Here is an 18730-nt window from a genome sequence, read left to right as displayed (position 1 = left end):
GACATTAATAAACTTACAGTTTCGAAATATCAAGCGCTTGCCAATGCGGGAAGTGCTTGCGTACTAAGCTATTAAACTCAACTTCAAAGTCACTGAAATCGCTTTTACTTTTCTCGCTTTGTAGTACGTGTTCAATCATACCGGCTGCTACCGTTAAGTTAGATAAACGGTCAATTAGAATGAAAGAGCCTGTTTCGTGGTTATTGTGGTACTCGTCGGCCAAAATAGTTTCGGTTAGCTCAAGCGTTACAATAGCAATTTCGTTTAGCTGTAATGAATCGGCAGAGCCGTGTTCAAGCGTGTTTACATCAATAGTGTGGTCAATCTTTTTAACCACAGCCGATGTGTTTTTGCTGCCTAGTTTTAGGTTGTAGTTTTTACCTAGCACTAATGGCGATTCGTGCATCCATACAATTTTAGCCTGAAGCTGATTAGTAACAGCGGCAGTTGAACTTGCCGGTACGATTACGTCGCCGCGGCTAATGTCTATTTCACTGTTTAGCGTAATAGTAATTGCTTGGCCTGCTTCTGCTGTGTCTAGGTTGCCATTAAAAGTGACAATTTCTTTAATGCTTGATGTTTTACCCGACGGTAATACTTTTACAGCGTCGCCTACTTGTAGCTTGCCCGATGCTAATGTGCCCTGAAAACCACGAAAGTTTAAGTTAGGGCGTATTACATATTGCACGGGTAAACGTGCTTCAAAACCGGTATCGGTTTCAGCCGCTGGCGAATCTTCTAATAGCTCAAGCAGTGGTTTGTCGGTGTAATACGGAGTATGTGCAGAGCGCGTTACTACGTTGTCGCCTTTAAGTGCCGACATAGGCACAAACTTGATGTTTGTTACATTTAGTTGCTCAGCAAATTTAAGGTAATCGGCTTTGATTTTTTCATAAACGGTTTCGTCAAAATCAACGATATCCATTTTATTAATGGCTACAACAAACTGTTTAATACCTAGCGAGTCACAAATAAAGCTATGGCGTTTAGTTTGTACTTGCACGCCGTAACGCGCATCAACCAAAATAATGGCGACATCGCTTGTTGATGCACCCGTTACCATGTTGCGTGTATATTGCTCGTGGCCTGGTGTGTCGGCAATAATAAATTTACGCTTAGCCGTTGAAAAGTATCGGTATGCTACGTCAATGGTAATGCCTTGTTCGCGTTCAGCTTGTAGGCCATCTACTAGTAATGCAAGGTCAAGATCTTCACCTGCGTTACCTACTTTTTCGTTGTCTTTGTGAAGCGCTGCTAGCTGATCTTCATAAATTTGGTGGCTGTCGTGTAATAGGCGGCCAATCAGTGTTGATTTACCATCATCTACGCTGCCACAGGTAAGCATGCGCAATAAGCTTTTGTCTTGTTGGCGTGCTAGGTAGGCGTCTATGCCTATTTCTTTTACTTCGTTAAATGTATCGTTATTTTGGCTAGACATTAGAAATACCCCTCACGTTTTTTCTTCTCCATTGAGCCTGCTGAGTCATGGTCAATAACGCGGCCTTCGCGTTCTGATGACGTAGATAACAGCATTTCTTCAATAATTTCGGTTAGTGTACTGGCTGTAGATTCAACGGCGCCGGTTAGTGGGTAACAGCCTAATGTACGAAAACGGACCGATTTCATTTGTGGTACTTCGCCTTCTTCAAGTGGCATACGTTCGTCATCAACCATAATAAGGGTGCCGTCACGTTCAACTACAGGGCGCTCTTTAGCTAGGTAAAGCGGAACCATTTCGATGTTTTCTTGATAAATGTATTGCCAAATATCAAGCTCAGTCCAGTTAGATAACGGGAATACACGAATGCTTTCGCCTGGGTTTACTTGACTGTTATAAGTATTCCAAAGCTCTGGACGTTGGTTTTTTGGATCCCAACGATGGTGCTTGTCGCGGAACGAGTACACACGTTCTTTTGCACGTGATTTTTCTTCGTCGCGGCGAGCGCCACCAAAGGCTGCATCAAAACCGTATTTGTTAAGAGCTTGCTTTAACCCTTGGGTTTTCATTATATCGGTATGCTTACCAGAGCCATGAGTAAAGGGGCCAACGCCCATTGCTAAGCCTTCTGGGTTTTTGTGTACCAGTAGGTCAAAGTCGTACTCTTTTGCTATGCGGTCGCGAAATTCAATCATTTCACGAAACTTCCAGTCGGTGTCTACGTGTAATAACGGAAACGGAATTTTTGCAGGGTAAAACGCTTTACGCGCTAAGTGCAGAAGTACCGACGAGTCTTTACCAATTGAGTAAAGCATTACTGGGTTCTCAAACTCAGCGGCGACTTCGCGCATGATTTTGATACTTTCAGCTTCAAGTTGCTGAAGATGAGTTAAAGCCATTGTTAGTCGTCCTACTAAAATGATTAAAAGTTATAAAATTAAATTTGGTTACTAATGTGCTATATCGGTTAACGGTTGCGCATAGCTACTTGTTTGGTTGTTTTGCCCAAACCACGCAAGCTGCGAGTGTAAGGCAGCTACTTCACCAATAATAAGTAATGCTGGCGATACAATCCTGTTGCGTTCAATTAAATTGGCAAGCTCACCTAATTGGCCTGTTACTACACGTTGATTTTTGCGCGTGCCATTTTCGATCACGGCAACTGGCGTGTCGGCTTTGCGGCCATGCTGTAATAGTTCTGCTTGAATGTGTGGTGACTTAATTACGCCCATGTATATAGCAAGTGTTTGGTTTGGTTTAGCCAGTGATTGCCAATCAAGTTCTTGGCCGTCTTTTTTACAGTGCCCTGTTACAAACTGAATAGCTTGGGCATGATCGCGATGCGTAAGCGGAATACCTGCATACGCACTACACCCTGCTGCAGCTGTAATACCCGGTACTATTTGGTAATTCACCTTGTTGGCAGCTAGTACTTGTACTTCTTCACCGCCTCGGCCATAAATAAAGGGATCTCCTCCTTTAATTCGGCATACTTTTTTACCTTGTTTAGCTAGGTCAACCAACATTTGGTTAGTGTCTTCTTGAACAACACTATGGTCGCCTAAGCGTTTACCAACACAAATTAGGTCTGCATCACGACGAACAAGCTCCATAATTTCGTCAGACACTAAAAAGTCGTAAACAACGACATCAGCCTGTTGCATAAGTTGCAGTGCTTTAAGGGTTAAAAGTTCTGGGTCGCCAGGGCCTGCCCCTACCACATAAACTTCGCCCTCGGGCTCGGCTTTAGCGTCTAGCATTTGTTCAAGTTGTTGCTCAGCACCTTGGGTGTCGCCGGTTTGTACTTTACTCACAACTGATGAGTCGAACACGCCTTCCCAAAATTGGCGGCGATCAGAAAAGTGCTTAAAGCGCTGTTTTACTTTATCTCTAAAGCCACCCACCAATGTAGCAAGTGGGCCAATGTGTTGTGGTATTAATGTCTCTAACTTTTCGCGTAGACGACGAGCAAGTACAGGGGCTGTTCCCGCACTCGAAATAGCAATTGTAATAGGGTTACGGTCAACAATAGAAGGAAATATAAACGTACATTTAGGTTGGTCATCAACCACGTTTACAAACACATTGCGAGCATTGGCAAGCTCAAACACCGTGTTGTTAACTTCGTCTCGATCGGTTGCTGCAATAACTAGCATTTTTCCGTCTAGGTGTGATTCGTCAAAGTAAGCGTCTATTAGGGTCACTTCGTTGTGTTGTGCGTGTTCTTTCAATTCGTCACAAAACCAAGGCGCCACTAAGGTTACTGCAGCACGGGCTTTTAAAAACGCGCGACACTTACGTAATGCGACCTCTCCACCGCCAACAACCAATACAGGTTTGTTGTCGAGTTTGGTAAAGATAGGTAAATATTGCACGTTGGTAACACCTCTAAACAATTTTATAGAACGCTTTAATCTGTTGCGCAGAATATAGCGGCTATGTGTAAGTAAAAAATAATTAAAACCAAGTTGATATAACCAAAAGTTATATTGGGTAGCGGTTTTAAGCCTAAGACTGAGTTAACAAGGGATTGCGACTAGTTACAAGTAAAATAATAAGCTTAGAGTGTTTGGTTATGAGCTATAGCGAGTTTTTTTTAATTTGTTAATATGAGGCATATTAATTTTACCCAAGCAGGGCAAGGGAGTCCGTATGACAAAACAACAAGACGCATTACTCGCAGTAGAGCTTATGGATTTAACTAGCTTAAACACAAGCGACACTACAAAAGACATTAAAGCTCTGATCAATAGTATTAGGCCTGCACTAGGCACGCCAGCTGCGGTGTGTGTGTATAGTGATTTTGTAGACGATGCAAAAATAGCGCTTGCTGCACGAGAGCTTAGCCACGTTAAAGTAGCAACGGTGACTAACTTCCCAACGGGTGATGCCCCGTTAAGCGATGTAATAAACGAAACTCTCATAGCTATTGAACGTGGTGCAGATGAAATCGACCTTGTTATCCCCTATAAAAAATTAACGGCAGGGGATACGCAAGCCACGCTTAAGTACGTAAGTGAAAGTAAAAAAGCGTGCGGCACTAAAGCTCAGCTAAAAGTAATTATAGAAAGCGGCGAGCTAAAAACAGAGTCGTTGATTGCTCAAGCGACCGAACTGGCTATCAAAGGCGGCGCTGATTTTGTAAAAACGAGTACAGGCAAAGTCGCTATAAATGCGACGCTTGAGTCAACTAAGGTAATGTTAACGACCATTAAAAATTCAGGTAAACGTGTTGGTTTTAAAGCTGCCGGCGGTGTTAAAACGGTGGCTGATGCCAGTGAATATTTAGCACTAGCCCGTTCAATAATGAGCGATGACTACCTTCAAGCCACCACATTTAGGTTTGGTGCTTCAAGCCTATTAAGCGATGTATATAAAGTATTAGAGAAATAAAGGACAAATAATGAGAGCAAGAAATTCAGGGATGCAAAGTTTGGTTAATAATTTAGTTAAAGGTGCTTTTGTTGTTGGCGTAATTGGGTTTGGATTAACCGCATGCACTAACCCAAGTACGCCAGCGGGTGAAGAGGGCTATGTTTACGAAAAACCACGAGTATTTGGTGAAGGTGGTTACCAAGGCACCATGATAGGGCCTGCTAATTATGGTATGTCATTACTGCGTAATGAAGTGGTAAACATAGATATGCGGCCTAATACGTATACCGAAACATTTAGAATATTAGCTAATGATGATTTAAACATAAAATTTGATTTTCATGCTGTGATTGCCATTCAAAGTGGTTCAGTGCAAACCGTTGTTGAACAATACGGAGCAGAGAACTGGTACAAACGTTTTGTGCGTGAAACGTTCAGAACTTACGTAAGAGATACTGTGCAGAAATACGACAGTGGTGAACTTAAAACAAACCGCGAAAAAATAGCCCAAGAGGTCACACTGCGTTTACAAAATTATTTATCAACCACCCCCTTTGAGCTTGCCAATGTGGTTGTAGGTAATATTAACTACCCCGATATTGTTGCTAATGCGGTAGAGAAAAAACTAGCTGCGCAGCAGTTACTTGCTGAAAAAGAAACACAAAAAGAAATTGCGCGTAAAGATGCAGAAATACGTGTTGAAGAAGCAAAAGGCATAGCGCAGGCACAAAAAATTATTAACGCCACGCTTACAGCTAATTATTTACAACATGAAGCCATAAATGCGCAAATAAAAATGGCCGAGTCGCCAAACCATACAACGGTTTATATTCCTGTGGGTAATAATGGCGTGCCACTTGTTAAAGGGGCGAATTAAGCCTTTTTAATATTAAGTACTTAATTGTTTATAGAGATTTTGCATTACGGGTATCTTTTAGGCTTGTGTAAATGATTTGCGTAAGTATAATAGGCATCCACTTTGCAGGGGCGTAGTTCCAATTGGTAGAACAGCGGTCTCCAAAACCGACGGTTGGGAGTTCGAATCTCTCCGCCCCTGCCAATTTACTCATTAATATGAGTAAGTCTGGGGTTAAAAATCGGTTTAAATAAGTCTGTTTTTAAGTTTAGATTTTAATGGATTAACCCTGCCGGCGTGTAGGGTTGTTGTGTCTGTAGTTAAGGTAATAATATTATGAGCACGAATGTAGAAACACCATCAAGCGGGATGGAGTCAGTGAAGTGGTTAGTAGCAATCGCGCTACTTGCAGGCGCAGTTGTTGGTAACCATATGTATGCAGATCAGTCTGTATTACTACGTGCTATCGGCGTTGTTGTTGCAATAGCGGCCGGATTAGCCATTGCCTCACAAACTTTTAAGGGACGTACCTTTCTTGCTTTCGCTAAAGAAGCGCGAATTGAAGTACGCAAAGTTATTTGGCCTACGCGTCAAGAAACTACCCACACGACATTAATTGTAATGGTTGCAACCGTGATTATGGCACTTATCCTTTGGGGATTAGATGGCATTTTATTCCGCGCTGTTGGCTTTTTAACTGGATTGGAGATCTGATCCCATGTCGGATGAGAACAAAGAAATTAAATTACGTTGGTACGTAGTACAAGCATTTTCTGGTTATGAAAAGCGTGTAGCTCAAACGTTAACTGAACACATTAAAATCGAAGGTCTTGAAGAGAGCTTTGGTGAAATATTAGTACCAACTGAAGAAGTGGTTGAGATGCGCGCAGGTCAAAAGCGTAAATCTGAGCGTAAATTCTTTCCAGGCTACGTACTAGTACAAATGGATATGAATGACGCTAGCTGGCACTTAGTAAATAGCACAGAGCGTGTAATGGGCTTCATTGGCGGTACATCTGACCGTCCAGCGCCAATTAGCTCTAAAGAAGCTGATCGTATTCTTAACCGTCTACAAGAAAATGCTGAAGCACCTAAGCCTGCTACATTATTCGAACCAGGTGAAGTAGTGCGCGTAACTGACGGTCCATTTGCAGACTTCAGTGGTGTAGTTGAAGAAGTTGACTACGAAAAAAGCCGCGTAAAAGTATCTGTACTTATTTTTGGTCGTTCTACGCCAGTTGAGCTTGAATTTGGTCAAGTTGAGCAAGATAAGTAATTGATTAAAAAAGCTTCACTGCTGAAATTTTAAATTTTGGCACGAAGCTTGAAAAAGGCCGCTGATTATCTTATAATCAGCGGCCTTTTTGTACAAAGGTAAAAATTTATTTTTACAGTACAAAAAGTACGAAACCAATTTTTAAACTGGGAAGCCGTTAGAGTACGCGTCCTCGCGCGCACAAGGCTAAGACCCACCAAATGAGGTATTTATAATGGCTAAAAAAGTTGAAGCTCTAATCAAGCTACAAGTTGCCGCTGGTATGGCTAATCCTAGTCCTCCAGTAGGTCCTGCACTAGGTCAACACGGTGTAAACATCATGGAATTCTGTAAAGCGTTTAACGCACGTACAGAGTCTATCGAAAAAGGCGCTCCAGTTCCTGTAGTGATCTCTGTTTACGGTGACCGTTCATTTACGTTCGACATGAAAACGCCACCTGCTGCTTACTTACTTAAGAAAGCTGCTGGTATCAAGTCAGGCTCAGGCCGTCCTAACACTGACAAAGTAGGTACAGTAACTCGTGCTCAACTTGAAGAGATTGTTGAGACAAAACGAACTGACCTTACAGCTGCCGATATGGACGCAGCGGTTCGCACTATCGCAGGTTCTGCGCGTGCGATGGGCTTGAACGTAGAGGACTAAGAAATGGCTAAATTAACTAAACGTATGCGTACTATCCGCGAAAAAGTGGAAGTAACTAAAGATTACGAAATCAATGAAGCAGTTGCTCTTTTAAAAGAGTTAGCGACAGCTAAATTCGTAGAAAGTGTTGACGTTGCTGTTAACCTTGGTATCGATGCTCGTAAATCTGACCAAAACGTTCGTGGTGCAACTGTACTACCTAACGGTACTGGTCGTGACGTTCGCGTTGCAGTATTCACACAAGGCGCTAACGCAGAAGCTGCGAAAGAAGCCGGTGCTGAATTAGTAGGTATGGAAGATCTTGCTGAGCTAGTTAAAAAAGGCGAGATGGATTTTGACGTTGTTGTTGCATCTCCAGACGCTATGCGTGTTGTTGGTCAACTAGGTCAAATCTTAGGTCCACGTGGTCTAATGCCAAACCCTAAAACTGGTACTGTAACACCTAACGTTGCAGAAGCAGTTAAAAATGCTAAAGCTGGTCAAGTGCGTTACCGCAATGACAAAAACGGCATCATCCATACTACTATTGGTAAGGTTGATTTCACAGCTGAGCAACTTCAACAAAACCTTGAAGCTCTAATTGTTGCACTTAAGAAGGCTAAACCTTCTCAAGCTAAAGGTGTTTACTTGAAAAAAGTAACTATCTCTACAACAATGGGCGCAGGTGTTTCTGTTGACCAAGCTACTTTAAACACAGTAGTTGCTTAATTTAGTGTTTACATGGCACGAAATTTGTACTATAATTTCGCGCCATTTTGTTGATTAATTTATTAATTAGCAAAATAAAGAATTCGGGTTGAAGTCCATAATTTCGGTGCGCCTCTGGCAAAGCGATAAATTGGGCTTCCGTCCAAGACCGTAGGCGGCTTTGGCCTTAATTTTACCTACGTAGACGGTGTAGACCCCAGATAGATTTTTCCTAATCCTTCTGGCTCTCGCCGTAAAAAGCATCTCTACCTTTTTGGTAGGGAAGAGTAGAACAGGGGAAACCGATTGTCGGTAACCCCATTAAACCAGGAGTAACACCCATGGCTTTAAATCTTCAAGGCAAAAAAGCAATAGTTGCTGAAGTCAACGAAGCAGCCAATGGTGCTCTATCTGCAGTTGTTGCAGATTCTCGTGGTGTAACAGTTGGCGCAATCACTGCCCTTCGTAAAGAAGCTCGTGAAGCTGGTGTATGGATGAAAGTTGTTCGTAACACTTTAGCAAAACGTGCTCTTGAAGGAACAGATTTTGAGTGTCTTTCTGATTCATTTGTTGGTCCAAGCTTAATCGCTTTCTCATCAGAGCACCCAGGTGCTGCTGCGCGTATCTTTTCAGATTTCGCGAAAAAGAATGAGAAATTCGAAGTTAAAACGGCCGCTTTTGAAGGTAACGTAGTAGATGCAGCTATGCTTGCAACTCTACCTACATACGACGAAGCTGTTGCACGCTTAATGAGTGCTATGAAAGAAGCGTCTGCTGGCAAATTGTGTAAAACAATTGAAGCAGTACGTGTACAGAAAGAAGAGCAAGCTGCTTAATTTTAAGTTGTTTAATCCTTTCGGTGTAAAATTTATTTGGACCTAGAGTCCGTTAATTATTAGGAAATTTGTAATGTCTGTATCTAAAGACCAAATCCTTGACGCAATTGCTGAAATGTCAGTAATGGACGTTGTTGCTCTTGTTGAAGCAATGGAAGAAAAATTCGGCGTAACTGCTGCAGCTGCTATGGTAGCTGGTCCAGCTGCTGAAGCTGCTGAAGAGAAAACAGAATTTGACGTAATCCTTACTGGCGCTGGCGCTAACAAGGTTGCTGCAATCAAAGCTGTTCGTAGCGCTACAGGCCTTGGCCTTAAAGAAGCTAAAGCTCTTGTTGAAGCTGCTCCTACACCTGTTAAAGAAGGTGTATCTAAAGAAGAAGCTGAAGCACTTGCAAAAGATCTTACTGAAGCTGGTGCTGAAGTTGAGGTTAAGTAATTTAGCTTACGCTAAGTTCGCTGCCTGAGAAATCAGGCAAGGGCTGGTGATTATTTAATCACCGGCCTTTTTGCGCTATGGAGTGATGCACTCTTATAGCGCAAATAAAATCTAATTATTTCTTTACTTTCAACGCTTTATAGTTTGCTAGTGTTGAAAAGGGATTTAATTAGAACAACAATAAAATGTTGTAAATCTTGGCATAGCTGCCAGTTAAGTCTGTTCTTACAAGAACAGGTCGGGTCAAAGATCAGCAAGCTGAGGAACCCCATGGCTTACTCTTATTCTGAAAAGAAACGTATCCGTAAGGATTTTGGTAAACGTCCACAAGTTTTGGATATACCTTTTTTACTGTCTACACAGTTAGAATCGTTTAAAAAATTCTTAGTGCCGGACGCTGATGGCGATCATGGTTTGGAAGCTGCCTTCCGTTCTGTGTTCCCTATAAAAAGCTACTCGGGAAATTCTGAGCTTCAATACGTAAGTTACCGTATTGGTGAGCCAGTTTTCGATGTAAAAGAATGTCAAATTCGCGGTGTGACTTATTCTGCTCCACTTCGCGTGAAACTGCGTCTTGTTGTTATGGACAAAGAAGCTCCAGGCACAGTTAAAGACATTAAAGAGCAAGAAGTTTACATGGGCGAAATTCCGCTCATGACCGATACCGGTACCTTTGTAATCAATGGTACAGAGCGTGTTATCGTTTCTCAGCTACACCGTAGCCCTGGTGTATTCTTTGATAACGACCGCGGTAAAACTCATTCATCAGGTAAAGTATTATATAACGCACGCGTTATTCCTTACCGTGGTTCATGGTTAGACTTCGAATTTGATGCAAAAGATAACTTATATGTACGTATTGACCGCCGTCGTAAATTACCGGCGTCTATCATCTTACGTGCACTTGAGTACTCTAGTGAAGAAATCCTAGATATCTTCTTCGATACTACTGCGTTTGAAGTAGCTGACGGTAAAGTTCTAATGGAACTTGTACCTTCACGTTTACGTGGTGAAACTGCCGCTTTTGATATCAAAGGCGAAGACGGTGAAGTACTTGTTGAAAGCGGTCGTCGTGTTACGGCTCGTCACATCAAGAGTATCGAGAAAAAAGGCATTACTCAGTTAGAAGTACCTCATGAGTACATCATTGGCCGTATTATTTCTAAAAACTACGTTGATGAATCAACGGGTGAAGTTATTGCAAATGCGAATGATGAATTAACTCTTGAGCTTATGGCTGAATTAGTTAAAGCCGGTCACACTACCATTGATACGTTGTACATCAATGAAGTGGACAGCGGTGCTTACATGTCAAATACATTGAACATTGACTCTTCAAGCAACCGTTTAGAAGCACTAGTAGAAATTTATCGCATGATGCGCCCAGGCGAGCCACCGACGAAAGACGCGGCTGAAGCCTTATTCCAAAACTTGTTCTTCTCTGAAGAACGTTACGACCTATCAACTGTTGGTCGTATGAAGTTTAATAGCCGTGTTGGTTACGATTCTGACACAGGCCCAGGCACATTAAGCAAAGAAGACATCGTGTCTGTTATGAAAGTATTAATTGCTATTCGTAACGGTCAAGGCGATGTTGATGATATCGACCACTTAGGCAACCGTCGTATACGTAGTGTTGGCGAAATGGCTGAGAACCAATTCCGTGTTGGTCTAGTACGTGTAGAACGTGCTGTACGTGAGCGTTTAAGCTTAGGTGACCTTGACGCGATAATGCCACAAGATCTTATTAACGCTAAGCCTATTTCGGCAGCGGTTAAAGAGTTCTTCGGCTCGTCTCAGTTATCACAGTTTATGGACCAAAATAACCCGCTATCAGAAGTAACGCATAAGCGTCGTATTTCTGCATTAGGTCCGGGCGGTCTAACACGTGAGCGCGCTGGCTTTGAAGTACGTGACGTTCACGTAACTCACTACGGTCGCGTATGTCCAATCGAGACTCCTGAGGGTCCAAACATCGGTCTAATTAACTCATTGTCTACGTACGCACGTACAAATGACTACGGTTTCTTAGAAACACCTTACCGCAAAGTGGTAGACGGTGTAGTAACTGATGAAGTTGATTACTTATCAGCCATTGAAGAAGGTCAGTTTGTTATCGCACAGGCAAACTCAAACTTAACTGAAACCAATGAGTTTGTAGATGAACTTATTCCATGTCGTCACAAAGGTGAATCAACCTTTATGGGCCGCATGGACCAGCAATATATGGATGTATCACCACAACAGGTGATCTCTGTAGCAGCAGCACTTATCCCGTTCCTAGAACACGATGATGCTAACCGCGCATTGATGGGTTCAAACATGCAACGTCAAGCAGTACCAACATTGAAAGCGGATAAGCCGTTAGTAGGTACAGGTATTGAGTTAACACTAGCGAAAGATTCTGGTGTAACGATTGTTGCAAAACGTGGTGGTGAAGTAATGTATGCCGACGCAAGTCGCATCGTTGTAAACGTACATGAAGAAGAACGCATCCCTGGTGAAGCGGGTATCGACATATACAACTTAACCAAGTACACACGTTCTAACCAAAATACATGTATTAACCAAAAACCAACGTGCATGGTTGGTGAACCGGTTACTCGTGGTGACGTGTTAGCAGATGGTCCTTCGACTGACTTAGGTGACTTAGCCCTTGGTCAAAACCTTCGCGTGGCATTCATGCCATGGAACGGTTATAACTTCGAGGATTCAATCTTACTATCAGAGCGCGTAGTTGAAGAAGATCGTTTAACGACTATCCACATTCAAGAACTACAGTGTGTTGCCCGTGACACTAAATTAGGTCCAGAAGAGATCACTGCAGATATCCCTAACGTGGGTGAGTCTGCACTAGGCAAGCTTGATGAATCAGGCGTTGTTTATATTGGTGCTGAAGTTAAAGGCGGCGATATTCTAGTAGGTAAAGTGACTCCGAAAGGCGAAACACAGCTTACACCTGAAGAGAAGCTACTGCGTGCTATCTTCGGCGAAAAAGCATCTGACGTTAAAGACAGCTCTTTACGTGTACCAAACTCTGTAACTGGTACAGTAATTGACGTGCAAGTTTTCACCCGTGATGGCGTTGAAAAAGATAAGCGTGCGTTAGAGGTTGAAGACATGCAGCTTCGCGAAGCGAAGAAAGACTTCAACGAAGAGTTCCGTATTCTTGAAGCTGGCGTTTTAGAACGCGCTCGTAAGCTACTTGTAGCTGCAGGCTTTGATGAAAACAACTTAGTGTCATTAAATGCTGAAAAACTATTAACTCAAAGCCTTGCTGAAGAAGATAAGCAAGCTGAACTTGAGCAACTAGCTGCACAGTACGATGAACTTAAAGCTGAATACGATAAGAAGTTTGAAAACAAACGTCGTAAAATTACTCAAGGTGATGACTTAGCACCAGGCGTACTTAAAATTGTTAAAGTATACCTAGCTGTTAAACGTCGTATCCAACCGGGTGATAAAATGGCGGGTCGTCACGGTAACAAAGGTGTTATCTCGACTATCGTACCAGTAGAAGATATGCCATACGATGATAAAGGTCGTACGGTAGATATCGTACTAAATCCACTAGGTGTACCATCGCGTATGAACATCGGTCAGATCCTTGAAACACATATGGGTCTTGCTGCACGTGGTATCGGTGAACGTTTAGAAGAAATGATGAAAGAGCAACGTGAGCTTCATGAGCTACGTGAATTCATCAAGCAAGCTTACGAAATTGGTGAATCTCGCCAAGTTGTAGACATTGCAAGTTTCTCTGATGACGAAATTCGTCGCCTAGCTGAAAACTTAAAAGGTGGTTTACCAATCGCTACTCCTGCATTTGATGGCGCTAAAGAAGACGAAATCAAAGACATGCTAGAGCTTGGTGGATACCCTAGAAGTGGTCAGGTTACACTTTATGATGGCCGTACTGGCGATCAGTTTGAACGTCAAGTAACTGTTGGTTACATGTACATGCTTAAACTTAACCACTTGGTTGATGATAAGATGCACGCACGTTCTACTGGTTCTTACAGCCTTGTTACTCAGCAGCCGCTGGGTGGTAAAGCACAGTTCGGTGGCCAGCGTTTTGGTGAGATGGAAGTATGGGCACTAGAAGCTTACGGTGCTGCTTACACTCTACAAGAAATGCTTACAGTGAAATCGGATGACGTGAATGGTCGTACTAAGATGTATAAAAACATCGTTGATGGTAACCACAAGATGGAACCAGGTATGCCAGAATCGTTCAACGTATTGTTGAAAGAAATCCGCTCACTGGGTATCAACATCGAGTTGGAAGAAAATTAAGCCAATTAGATGCTGCAGTTGACGCTGCAGCATCTGTTACGGCTGAATAGAATGTAGGGACGAGATTACCCGTCCTCGAGATTAACTCCGACAGGAGAGCTAAGGTGAAAGACTTACTTAAGTTTCTGAAGCAACAAAATAAGACCGAAGAATTCGATGCAATTCGCATTGGTCTTGCTTCACCAGACATGGTTCGTTCATGGTCATACGGTGAAGTAAAGAAACCTGAGACTATTAACTACCGTACTTTCAAGCCTGAGCGCGATGGCTTATTCTGTGCCCGTATTTTCGGCCCAGTGAAAGATTATGAGTGTTTATGTGGTAAATATAAACGCCTTAAACACCGTGGTGTGATCTGTGAGAAGTGTGGCGTTGAAGTTACACTGACCAAAGTGCGTCGTGATCGTATGGGTCATATTGACCTTGCGAGCCCAGTAGCACATATATGGTTTTTAAAATCATTACCGTCACGTATCGGCTTAATGCTAGATATGACGCTTCGTGATATTGAACGTGTTCTTTACTTCGAATCATTCGTAGTAACTGAGCCTGGTATGACAACGCTTGAGCGTGGTCAGTTACTAGGTGAAGAAGAGTACCTAGATGCATTAGAAGAACATGGTGATGAGTTTGAAGCGAAGATGGGTGCTGAAGCAGTTTTAGACTTGCTTCGTGAACTTGATCTTGGCCAATTAATTGCTGAGATGCGTGAAGAGTTACCAACAATTAACTCTGAAACTAAGCGTAAAAAAATCACTAAACGTCTTAAGTTAATGGAATCATTCCACCAATCAGGTAATAACCCTGAGTGGATGATCATGACAGTACTTCCAGTATTGCCACCTGATCTACGTCCATTAGTACCACTAGACGGTGGTCGTTTTGCGACATCTGATCTAAATGACCTTTACCGTCGTGTTATTAACCGTAACAACCGTCTTAAGCGTCTATTAGATTTAGCAGCACCAGACATTATCGTACGAAACGAAAAACGTATGTTACAAGAAGCGGTAGATGCGCTACTTGACAACGGTCGTCGTGGTCGTGCTATTACAGGTTCTAACAAGCGTCCGCTTAAATCTCTTGCTGATATGATCAAGGGTAAGCAAGGTCGTTTCCGTCAGAACTTACTTGGTAAGCGTGTAGATTACTCAGGCCGTTCTGTAATCACAGTAGGTCCTACACTTAAGCTTCACCAATGTGGTCTTCCTAAGAAGATGGCACTTGAGCTATTCAAACCGTTTATCTACGGCAAACTAGAGCGTCGCGGCATGGCTACGACAATCAAAGCTGCTAAGAAAATGGTAGAGCGTGAAGTAGCGGAAGTATGGGATGTATTAGACGAAGTAATTCGTGAACATCCGGTATTACTAAACCGTGCACCAACACTTCACCGTTTGGGTATCCAAGCGTTTGAGCCTGTGCTTATCGAAGGTAAAGCGATTCATTTGCATCCATTAGTATGTGCGGCTTACAACGCCGATTTCGATGGTGACCAAATGGCGGTACACGTACCGTTAACAATCGAAGCACAGCTTGAAGCACGTGCATTGATGATGTCAACAAACAACATTCTATCTCCTGCGAATGGTGAGCCAATCATCGTTCCTTCACAGGATGTTGTATTGGGTCTTTACTACATGACCCGTGATTGCATCAACGCAAAAGGCGAAGGCGCAATATTTAAAGATCCTAAAGAAGCAGAAAAAGCATACCGTAGCGGTAATGCAGACCTTCACGCTATTGTGAAAGTACGTATTAGCCAGTCAGTTGCTAATGAGCACGGTGTAGTAGAAGATACTACAACGGTTATCGAAACAACGGTAGGTCGTGCAATTCTGTCTCTAATTTTACCAACTGGTATGCCGTTTGAGTCAATCAACCAGCCACTAGGTAAGAAGCAGATTTCTAGCTTGTTGAATGAGTGTTACCGTCGCTTAGGCCTTAAAGACACCGTTGTGTTTGCTGACCAAGTTATGTACACCGGTTTCCATTACGCAATGAAGTCTGGTGTTTCTATCGGTATCGATGACTTAGTTATCCCACCGGTTAAAGCGCAGATCATTGAATCAGCAGAAGCTGAAGTAACTGAAATCAACCAACAATTCCAATCAGGTCTTGTAACGGCTGGTGAGAAGTACAACAAAGTTATCGATATCTGGTCACGTGTAAATGAAAACTTATCACGTGAGATGATGGCTAACTTGTCGAAAGACACAGTAACCAACGCGAAAGGTGAAGAAGTAGAGCAACCGTCATTTAACTCAGTGTTTATGATGGCCGACTCAGGTGCTCGTGGTAGTGCCGCTCAGATCCGTCAGCTAGCAGGTATGCGTGGTCTAATGGCACGTCCAGATGGTTCAATCATCGAGACACCAATCACGGCTAACTTCCGTGAAGGTCTAAACGTACTTCAGTACTTCATCTCAACTCACGGTGCGCGTAAAGGTCTTGCCGATACAGCACTGAAAACAGCGAACTCGGGTTACTTAACGCGTCGTCTAGTAGACGTAGCACAAGATTTGGTAATCAACGAAGACGACTGTGGCACAGAAGATGGCTTAACAATGAAACCGCTTATTGAAGGTGGTGATGTTGTAGAAGCGCTTCGCGAACGTGTACTAGGTCGTGTTGTAGCTGAAGATGTTGTTATTCCAGGTACTAATACTGTACTTGTAGAACGTAATATCATGCTTGATGAAAAACTGTGTGACCTTTTAGAAGAGCACTCGGTTGATGAAGTACGCGTACGCTCAGTTATCACATGTGATAATGACTTTGGTGTATGTGCTAACTGTTATGGTCGTGACCTTGCACGTGGTCATATCATCAACGCAGGTGAATCAGTAGGTGTTATCGCGGCACAGTCAATTGGTGAGCCGGGTACACAGCTTACTATGCGTACATTCCACATCGGTGGTGCGGCATCTCGAGCGTCAGCTGAAAATAATGTACAAGTTAAAACTAACGGTACGTTAAAACTTCACAATGCTAAGTATGTATTAAATACAGACGGTAAAATTGTTATTACGTCTCGTTCAACGGAAATCACTATCATCGATAGTCATGGCCGTGAAAAAGAGCGTTATAAAGTACCTTATGGTGCAGTATTAACAGTTCAAGACAATGCAGAAGTTCAAGGTAACGACATTGTTGCTACTTGGGACCCGCATAGTCACCCAATCGTTCTTGAGCACAAATCAAAAGTATCGTTTAGCGATATCGATGACTCGAATACAGAGACACAAACCGATGAACTAACTGGTTTGACTCGTATTGTAGTTAAAGACCTTGCTAAAGCGAATGCTAAAGAGCCTAAACTTATCATCGAAAGTGATGAGCGTGGTCTGCAAGAAACACGTCTTCCTTCATTCACAACGATTGAAGTAACAGACGGTGCGACTGCAAACCCAGGTGACGTGTTAGCACGTATCCCGCAAGAAGGCTCTAAAACTCGTGATATCACGGGTGGTCTACCACGCGTAGCCGACTTATTTGAAGCGCGTAAGCCAAAAGATCCAGCTATCTTAGCTGAAATCACCGGTACTATTAGCTTCGGTAAAGAGACTAAAGGTAAGAAGCGTTTAGTTATTACTCCAGCTGAAGGCGATCATTACGAAGAAATGATTCCTAAGTGGCGTCAACTTAACGTGTTTGAAGGTGAACAAGTATCTAAAGGTGAAGTAATCGCCGATGGTCCTGAATCACCACATGACATCTTACGCCTACGTGGTGTGACTCATGTTGCTAACTACATTGTTAACGAAGTGCAAGAGGTTTACCGTTTGCAAGGCGTTAAGATCAATGACAAGCACATTGAAACAATTATCCGTCAAATGTTACGTAAATGTACCATTTTACACGGTGGTGATACTGACTTCTTAGCTGGTGAACAAATCGAAGTGGCGCGCGTTAATATCGCAAACCGTGACCTTGAAAAACAAGGTAAGATCCCAGCGAAGTTTGAAATCCAGTTAATGGGTATTACTAAAGCATCACTAGCGACAGAATCTTTCATCTCTGCAGCGTCTTTCCAAGAAACAACACGTGTTCTTACAGATGCAGCAGTGAATGGTAAGAGCGATGAGCTTCGCGGTCTGAAAGAAAACGTAATTGTGGGTCGTTTGATCCCAGCCGGTACCGGTTTTGCGTATCATCAAGATCGTATGGCTCGCCGTAAACAAAGCAAAGAAGTAGTAGAAGAGCAAACAGTAAGCGCTGAAGAGGCAACTCAAGCACTAACTGATGCACTAAATGCTGATTTGTCTGGAAATCAATAAACTGTTCTTAATCAATAGATTAAGAGATCGTAAGGCAGTTAAGTGCTGTCTTACGGTTAGTTTAGGTTGACAGGTTAAACTTTGCTCATTAAAATTCCGCCACCCATTTACTTGTGTGCTTATCGTAGGCAGGTAATAAAGGGCGGATTTTTTTATTTTTTTCAGTAGTAATTTTAATTTCAGGAGCTATTTAAATGGCAACTATTAACCAGCTAGTGCGTAAGCCACGCCGTAGCAAGGTTACGAAAAGTAACTCAGCTGCACTAAAAGCGTGTCCGCAAAAGCGCGGTGTATGTACTCGTGTATATACAACTACACCTAAGAAACCAAACTCAGCGTTACGTAAAGTAGCTCGTGTACGTTTAACTAACGGTTTCGAAGTAACATCTTACATCGGTGGTGAAGGTCATAACCTTCAAGAGCACAGTGTAATCCTAATCCGTGGTGGTCGTGTTAAAGATTTACCAGGTGTGCGTTTTCACACTGTACGTGGTGCACTTGACTGTGCAGGCGTTAGCGACCGTCGTCAAGCTCGTTCTAAATACGGTGCAAAACGCCCTAAAGGGTAATTGTATTCCGTTAGTAAGGCCAAGCACTAAATATTATT

General features: G+C 42.8%; 14 protein-coding genes and 1 tRNA gene. 12 read left to right on the top strand and 3 right to left on the bottom strand.

Annotated features, from left to right (window positions below; all coding sequences use genetic code 11):
* Window positions 1-13 precede the first annotated feature (13 nt).
* The 3 genes from cysN to cysG are packed head-to-tail and all read right to left on the bottom strand — an operon-like array spanning window position 14 to window position 3813.
* A complete protein-coding gene (gene cysN, locus MTP24_RS14685; RefSeq protein ID WP_138740755.1) occupies window positions 14-1438 on the bottom strand; it encodes a sulfate adenylyltransferase subunit CysN in 1425 nt (474 codons plus the stop codon).
* The gene (gene cysD / locus MTP24_RS14680; RefSeq protein ID WP_006791269.1) at window positions 1438-2337 is read right to left on the bottom strand and encodes a sulfate adenylyltransferase subunit CysD; all 900 of its coding nucleotides are present in this window, start codon (window positions 2335-2337) and stop codon (window positions 1438-1440) included. Before cysD ends, cysN begins: the two co-directional genes overlap by 1 nt.
* A gap of 51 nt (window positions 2338-2388) precedes the next feature.
* Window positions 2389-3813 carry a siroheme synthase CysG gene (gene cysG, locus MTP24_RS14675; RefSeq protein WP_138740756.1) on the bottom strand — a complete coding sequence of 475 codons (1425 nt, stop codon included), beginning with the start codon at window positions 3811-3813 and terminating at the stop codon, window positions 2389-2391.
* A 277-nt stretch (window positions 3814-4090) separates the two neighbouring features.
* Between cysG and deoC the strand changes: the two genes are divergently transcribed.
* From deoC to rpsL, 12 genes are all read left to right on the top strand, one after another.
* Entirely contained in the window at window positions 4091-4831 is a 741-nt protein-coding gene (gene deoC / locus MTP24_RS14670) for a deoxyribose-phosphate aldolase (protein ID WP_243531907.1), read from the top strand.
* Between the two features lie 10 nt (window positions 4832-4841).
* Window positions 4842-5690: an SPFH domain-containing protein gene (locus tag MTP24_RS14665; protein WP_243531904.1), complete on the top strand. Its 849-nt coding sequence runs from the start codon at window positions 4842-4844 to the stop codon at window positions 5688-5690.
* Between the two features lie 106 nt (window positions 5691-5796).
* Window positions 5797-5873, top strand: a tRNA-Trp gene (locus MTP24_RS14660).
* A gap of 132 nt (window positions 5874-6005) precedes the next feature.
* Window positions 6006-6383 (top strand): preprotein translocase subunit SecE, encoded by a 378-nt coding sequence (secE, locus tag MTP24_RS14655; RefSeq protein WP_006791265.1) that lies wholly within the window; start codon window positions 6006-6008, stop codon window positions 6381-6383.
* 4 nt (window positions 6384-6387) lie between these two features.
* Complete coding sequence (gene nusG / locus MTP24_RS14650) at window positions 6388-6945, top strand: transcription termination/antitermination protein NusG (RefSeq protein ID WP_006791264.1); 558 nt, start codon at window positions 6388-6390, stop codon at window positions 6943-6945.
* A gap of 214 nt (window positions 6946-7159) precedes the next feature.
* Window positions 7160-7588, top strand: a complete 429-nt coding sequence (gene rplK / locus MTP24_RS14645; protein WP_002958879.1) for a 50S ribosomal protein L11 — start codon at window positions 7160-7162, stop codon at window positions 7586-7588.
* A 3-nt stretch (window positions 7589-7591) separates the two neighbouring features.
* Window positions 7592-8296, top strand: a complete 705-nt coding sequence (gene rplA, locus MTP24_RS14640) for a 50S ribosomal protein L1 (RefSeq protein ID WP_006791263.1) — start codon at window positions 7592-7594, stop codon at window positions 8294-8296.
* Window positions 8297-8616: 320 nt separating this feature from the next.
* Window positions 8617-9111: a 50S ribosomal protein L10 gene (rplJ, locus tag MTP24_RS14635; RefSeq protein WP_006791262.1), complete on the top strand. Its 495-nt coding sequence runs from the start codon at window positions 8617-8619 to the stop codon at window positions 9109-9111.
* A 73-nt stretch (window positions 9112-9184) separates the two neighbouring features.
* Entirely contained in the window at window positions 9185-9547 is a 363-nt protein-coding gene (gene rplL / locus MTP24_RS14630) for a 50S ribosomal protein L7/L12 (protein ID WP_006791261.1), read from the top strand.
* Between the two features lie 270 nt (window positions 9548-9817).
* Window positions 9818-13843, top strand: a complete 4026-nt coding sequence (gene rpoB, locus MTP24_RS14625) for a DNA-directed RNA polymerase subunit beta (RefSeq protein WP_006791260.1) — start codon at window positions 9818-9820, stop codon at window positions 13841-13843.
* A gap of 104 nt (window positions 13844-13947) precedes the next feature.
* The gene (rpoC, locus tag MTP24_RS14620) at window positions 13948-18123 is read left to right on the top strand and encodes a DNA-directed RNA polymerase subunit beta' (RefSeq protein ID WP_006791259.1); all 4176 of its coding nucleotides are present in this window, start codon (window positions 13948-13950) and stop codon (window positions 18121-18123) included.
* A 194-nt stretch (window positions 18124-18317) separates the two neighbouring features.
* Window positions 18318-18692: a 30S ribosomal protein S12 gene (gene rpsL / locus MTP24_RS14615; protein WP_002958885.1), complete on the top strand. Its 375-nt coding sequence runs from the start codon at window positions 18318-18320 to the stop codon at window positions 18690-18692.
* Window positions 18693-18730: the final 38 nt, after the last annotated feature.

The organism is Pseudoalteromonas sp. APM04 (genome assembly GCF_022809815.1).
GTDB classification, from domain to species: Bacteria; Pseudomonadota; Gammaproteobacteria; order Enterobacterales; family Alteromonadaceae; genus Pseudoalteromonas; species Pseudoalteromonas marina.
The sequence above is the reverse complement of the archived record's forward strand: the minus strand, read 5'-3'. Positions and strand labels throughout refer to the sequence as shown.

Excerpts from the sequence above, each read along its gene's own strand:
- cysN (WP_138740755.1), bottom strand. The coding sequence starts at position 1,438 with ATGTCTAGCCAAAATAACGATACATTTAACGAAGTAAAAGAAATAGGC.
- cysD (WP_006791269.1), bottom strand. The coding sequence starts at position 2,337 with ATGGCTTTAACTCATCTTCAGCAACTTGAAGCTGAAAGTATCAAAATC.
- deoC (WP_243531907.1), top strand. The coding sequence starts at position 4,091 with ATGACAAAACAACAAGACGCATTACTCGCAGTAGAGCTTATGGATTTA.
- MTP24_RS14665 (WP_243531904.1), top strand. The coding sequence starts at position 4,842 with ATGAGAGCAAGAAATTCAGGGATGCAAAGTTTGGTTAATAATTTAGTT.
- secE (WP_006791265.1), top strand. The coding sequence starts at position 6,006 with ATGAGCACGAATGTAGAAACACCATCAAGCGGGATGGAGTCAGTGAAG.
- nusG (WP_006791264.1), top strand. The coding sequence starts at position 6,388 with ATGTCGGATGAGAACAAAGAAATTAAATTACGTTGGTACGTAGTACAA.
- rplK (WP_002958879.1), top strand. The coding sequence starts at position 7,160 with ATGGCTAAAAAAGTTGAAGCTCTAATCAAGCTACAAGTTGCCGCTGGT.
- rplA (WP_006791263.1), top strand. The coding sequence starts at position 7,592 with ATGGCTAAATTAACTAAACGTATGCGTACTATCCGCGAAAAAGTGGAA.
- rplJ (WP_006791262.1), top strand. The coding sequence starts at position 8,617 with ATGGCTTTAAATCTTCAAGGCAAAAAAGCAATAGTTGCTGAAGTCAAC.
- rplL (WP_006791261.1), top strand. The coding sequence starts at position 9,185 with ATGTCTGTATCTAAAGACCAAATCCTTGACGCAATTGCTGAAATGTCA.
- rpoB (WP_006791260.1), top strand. The coding sequence starts at position 9,818 with ATGGCTTACTCTTATTCTGAAAAGAAACGTATCCGTAAGGATTTTGGT.
- rpsL (WP_002958885.1), top strand. The coding sequence starts at position 18,318 with ATGGCAACTATTAACCAGCTAGTGCGTAAGCCACGCCGTAGCAAGGTT.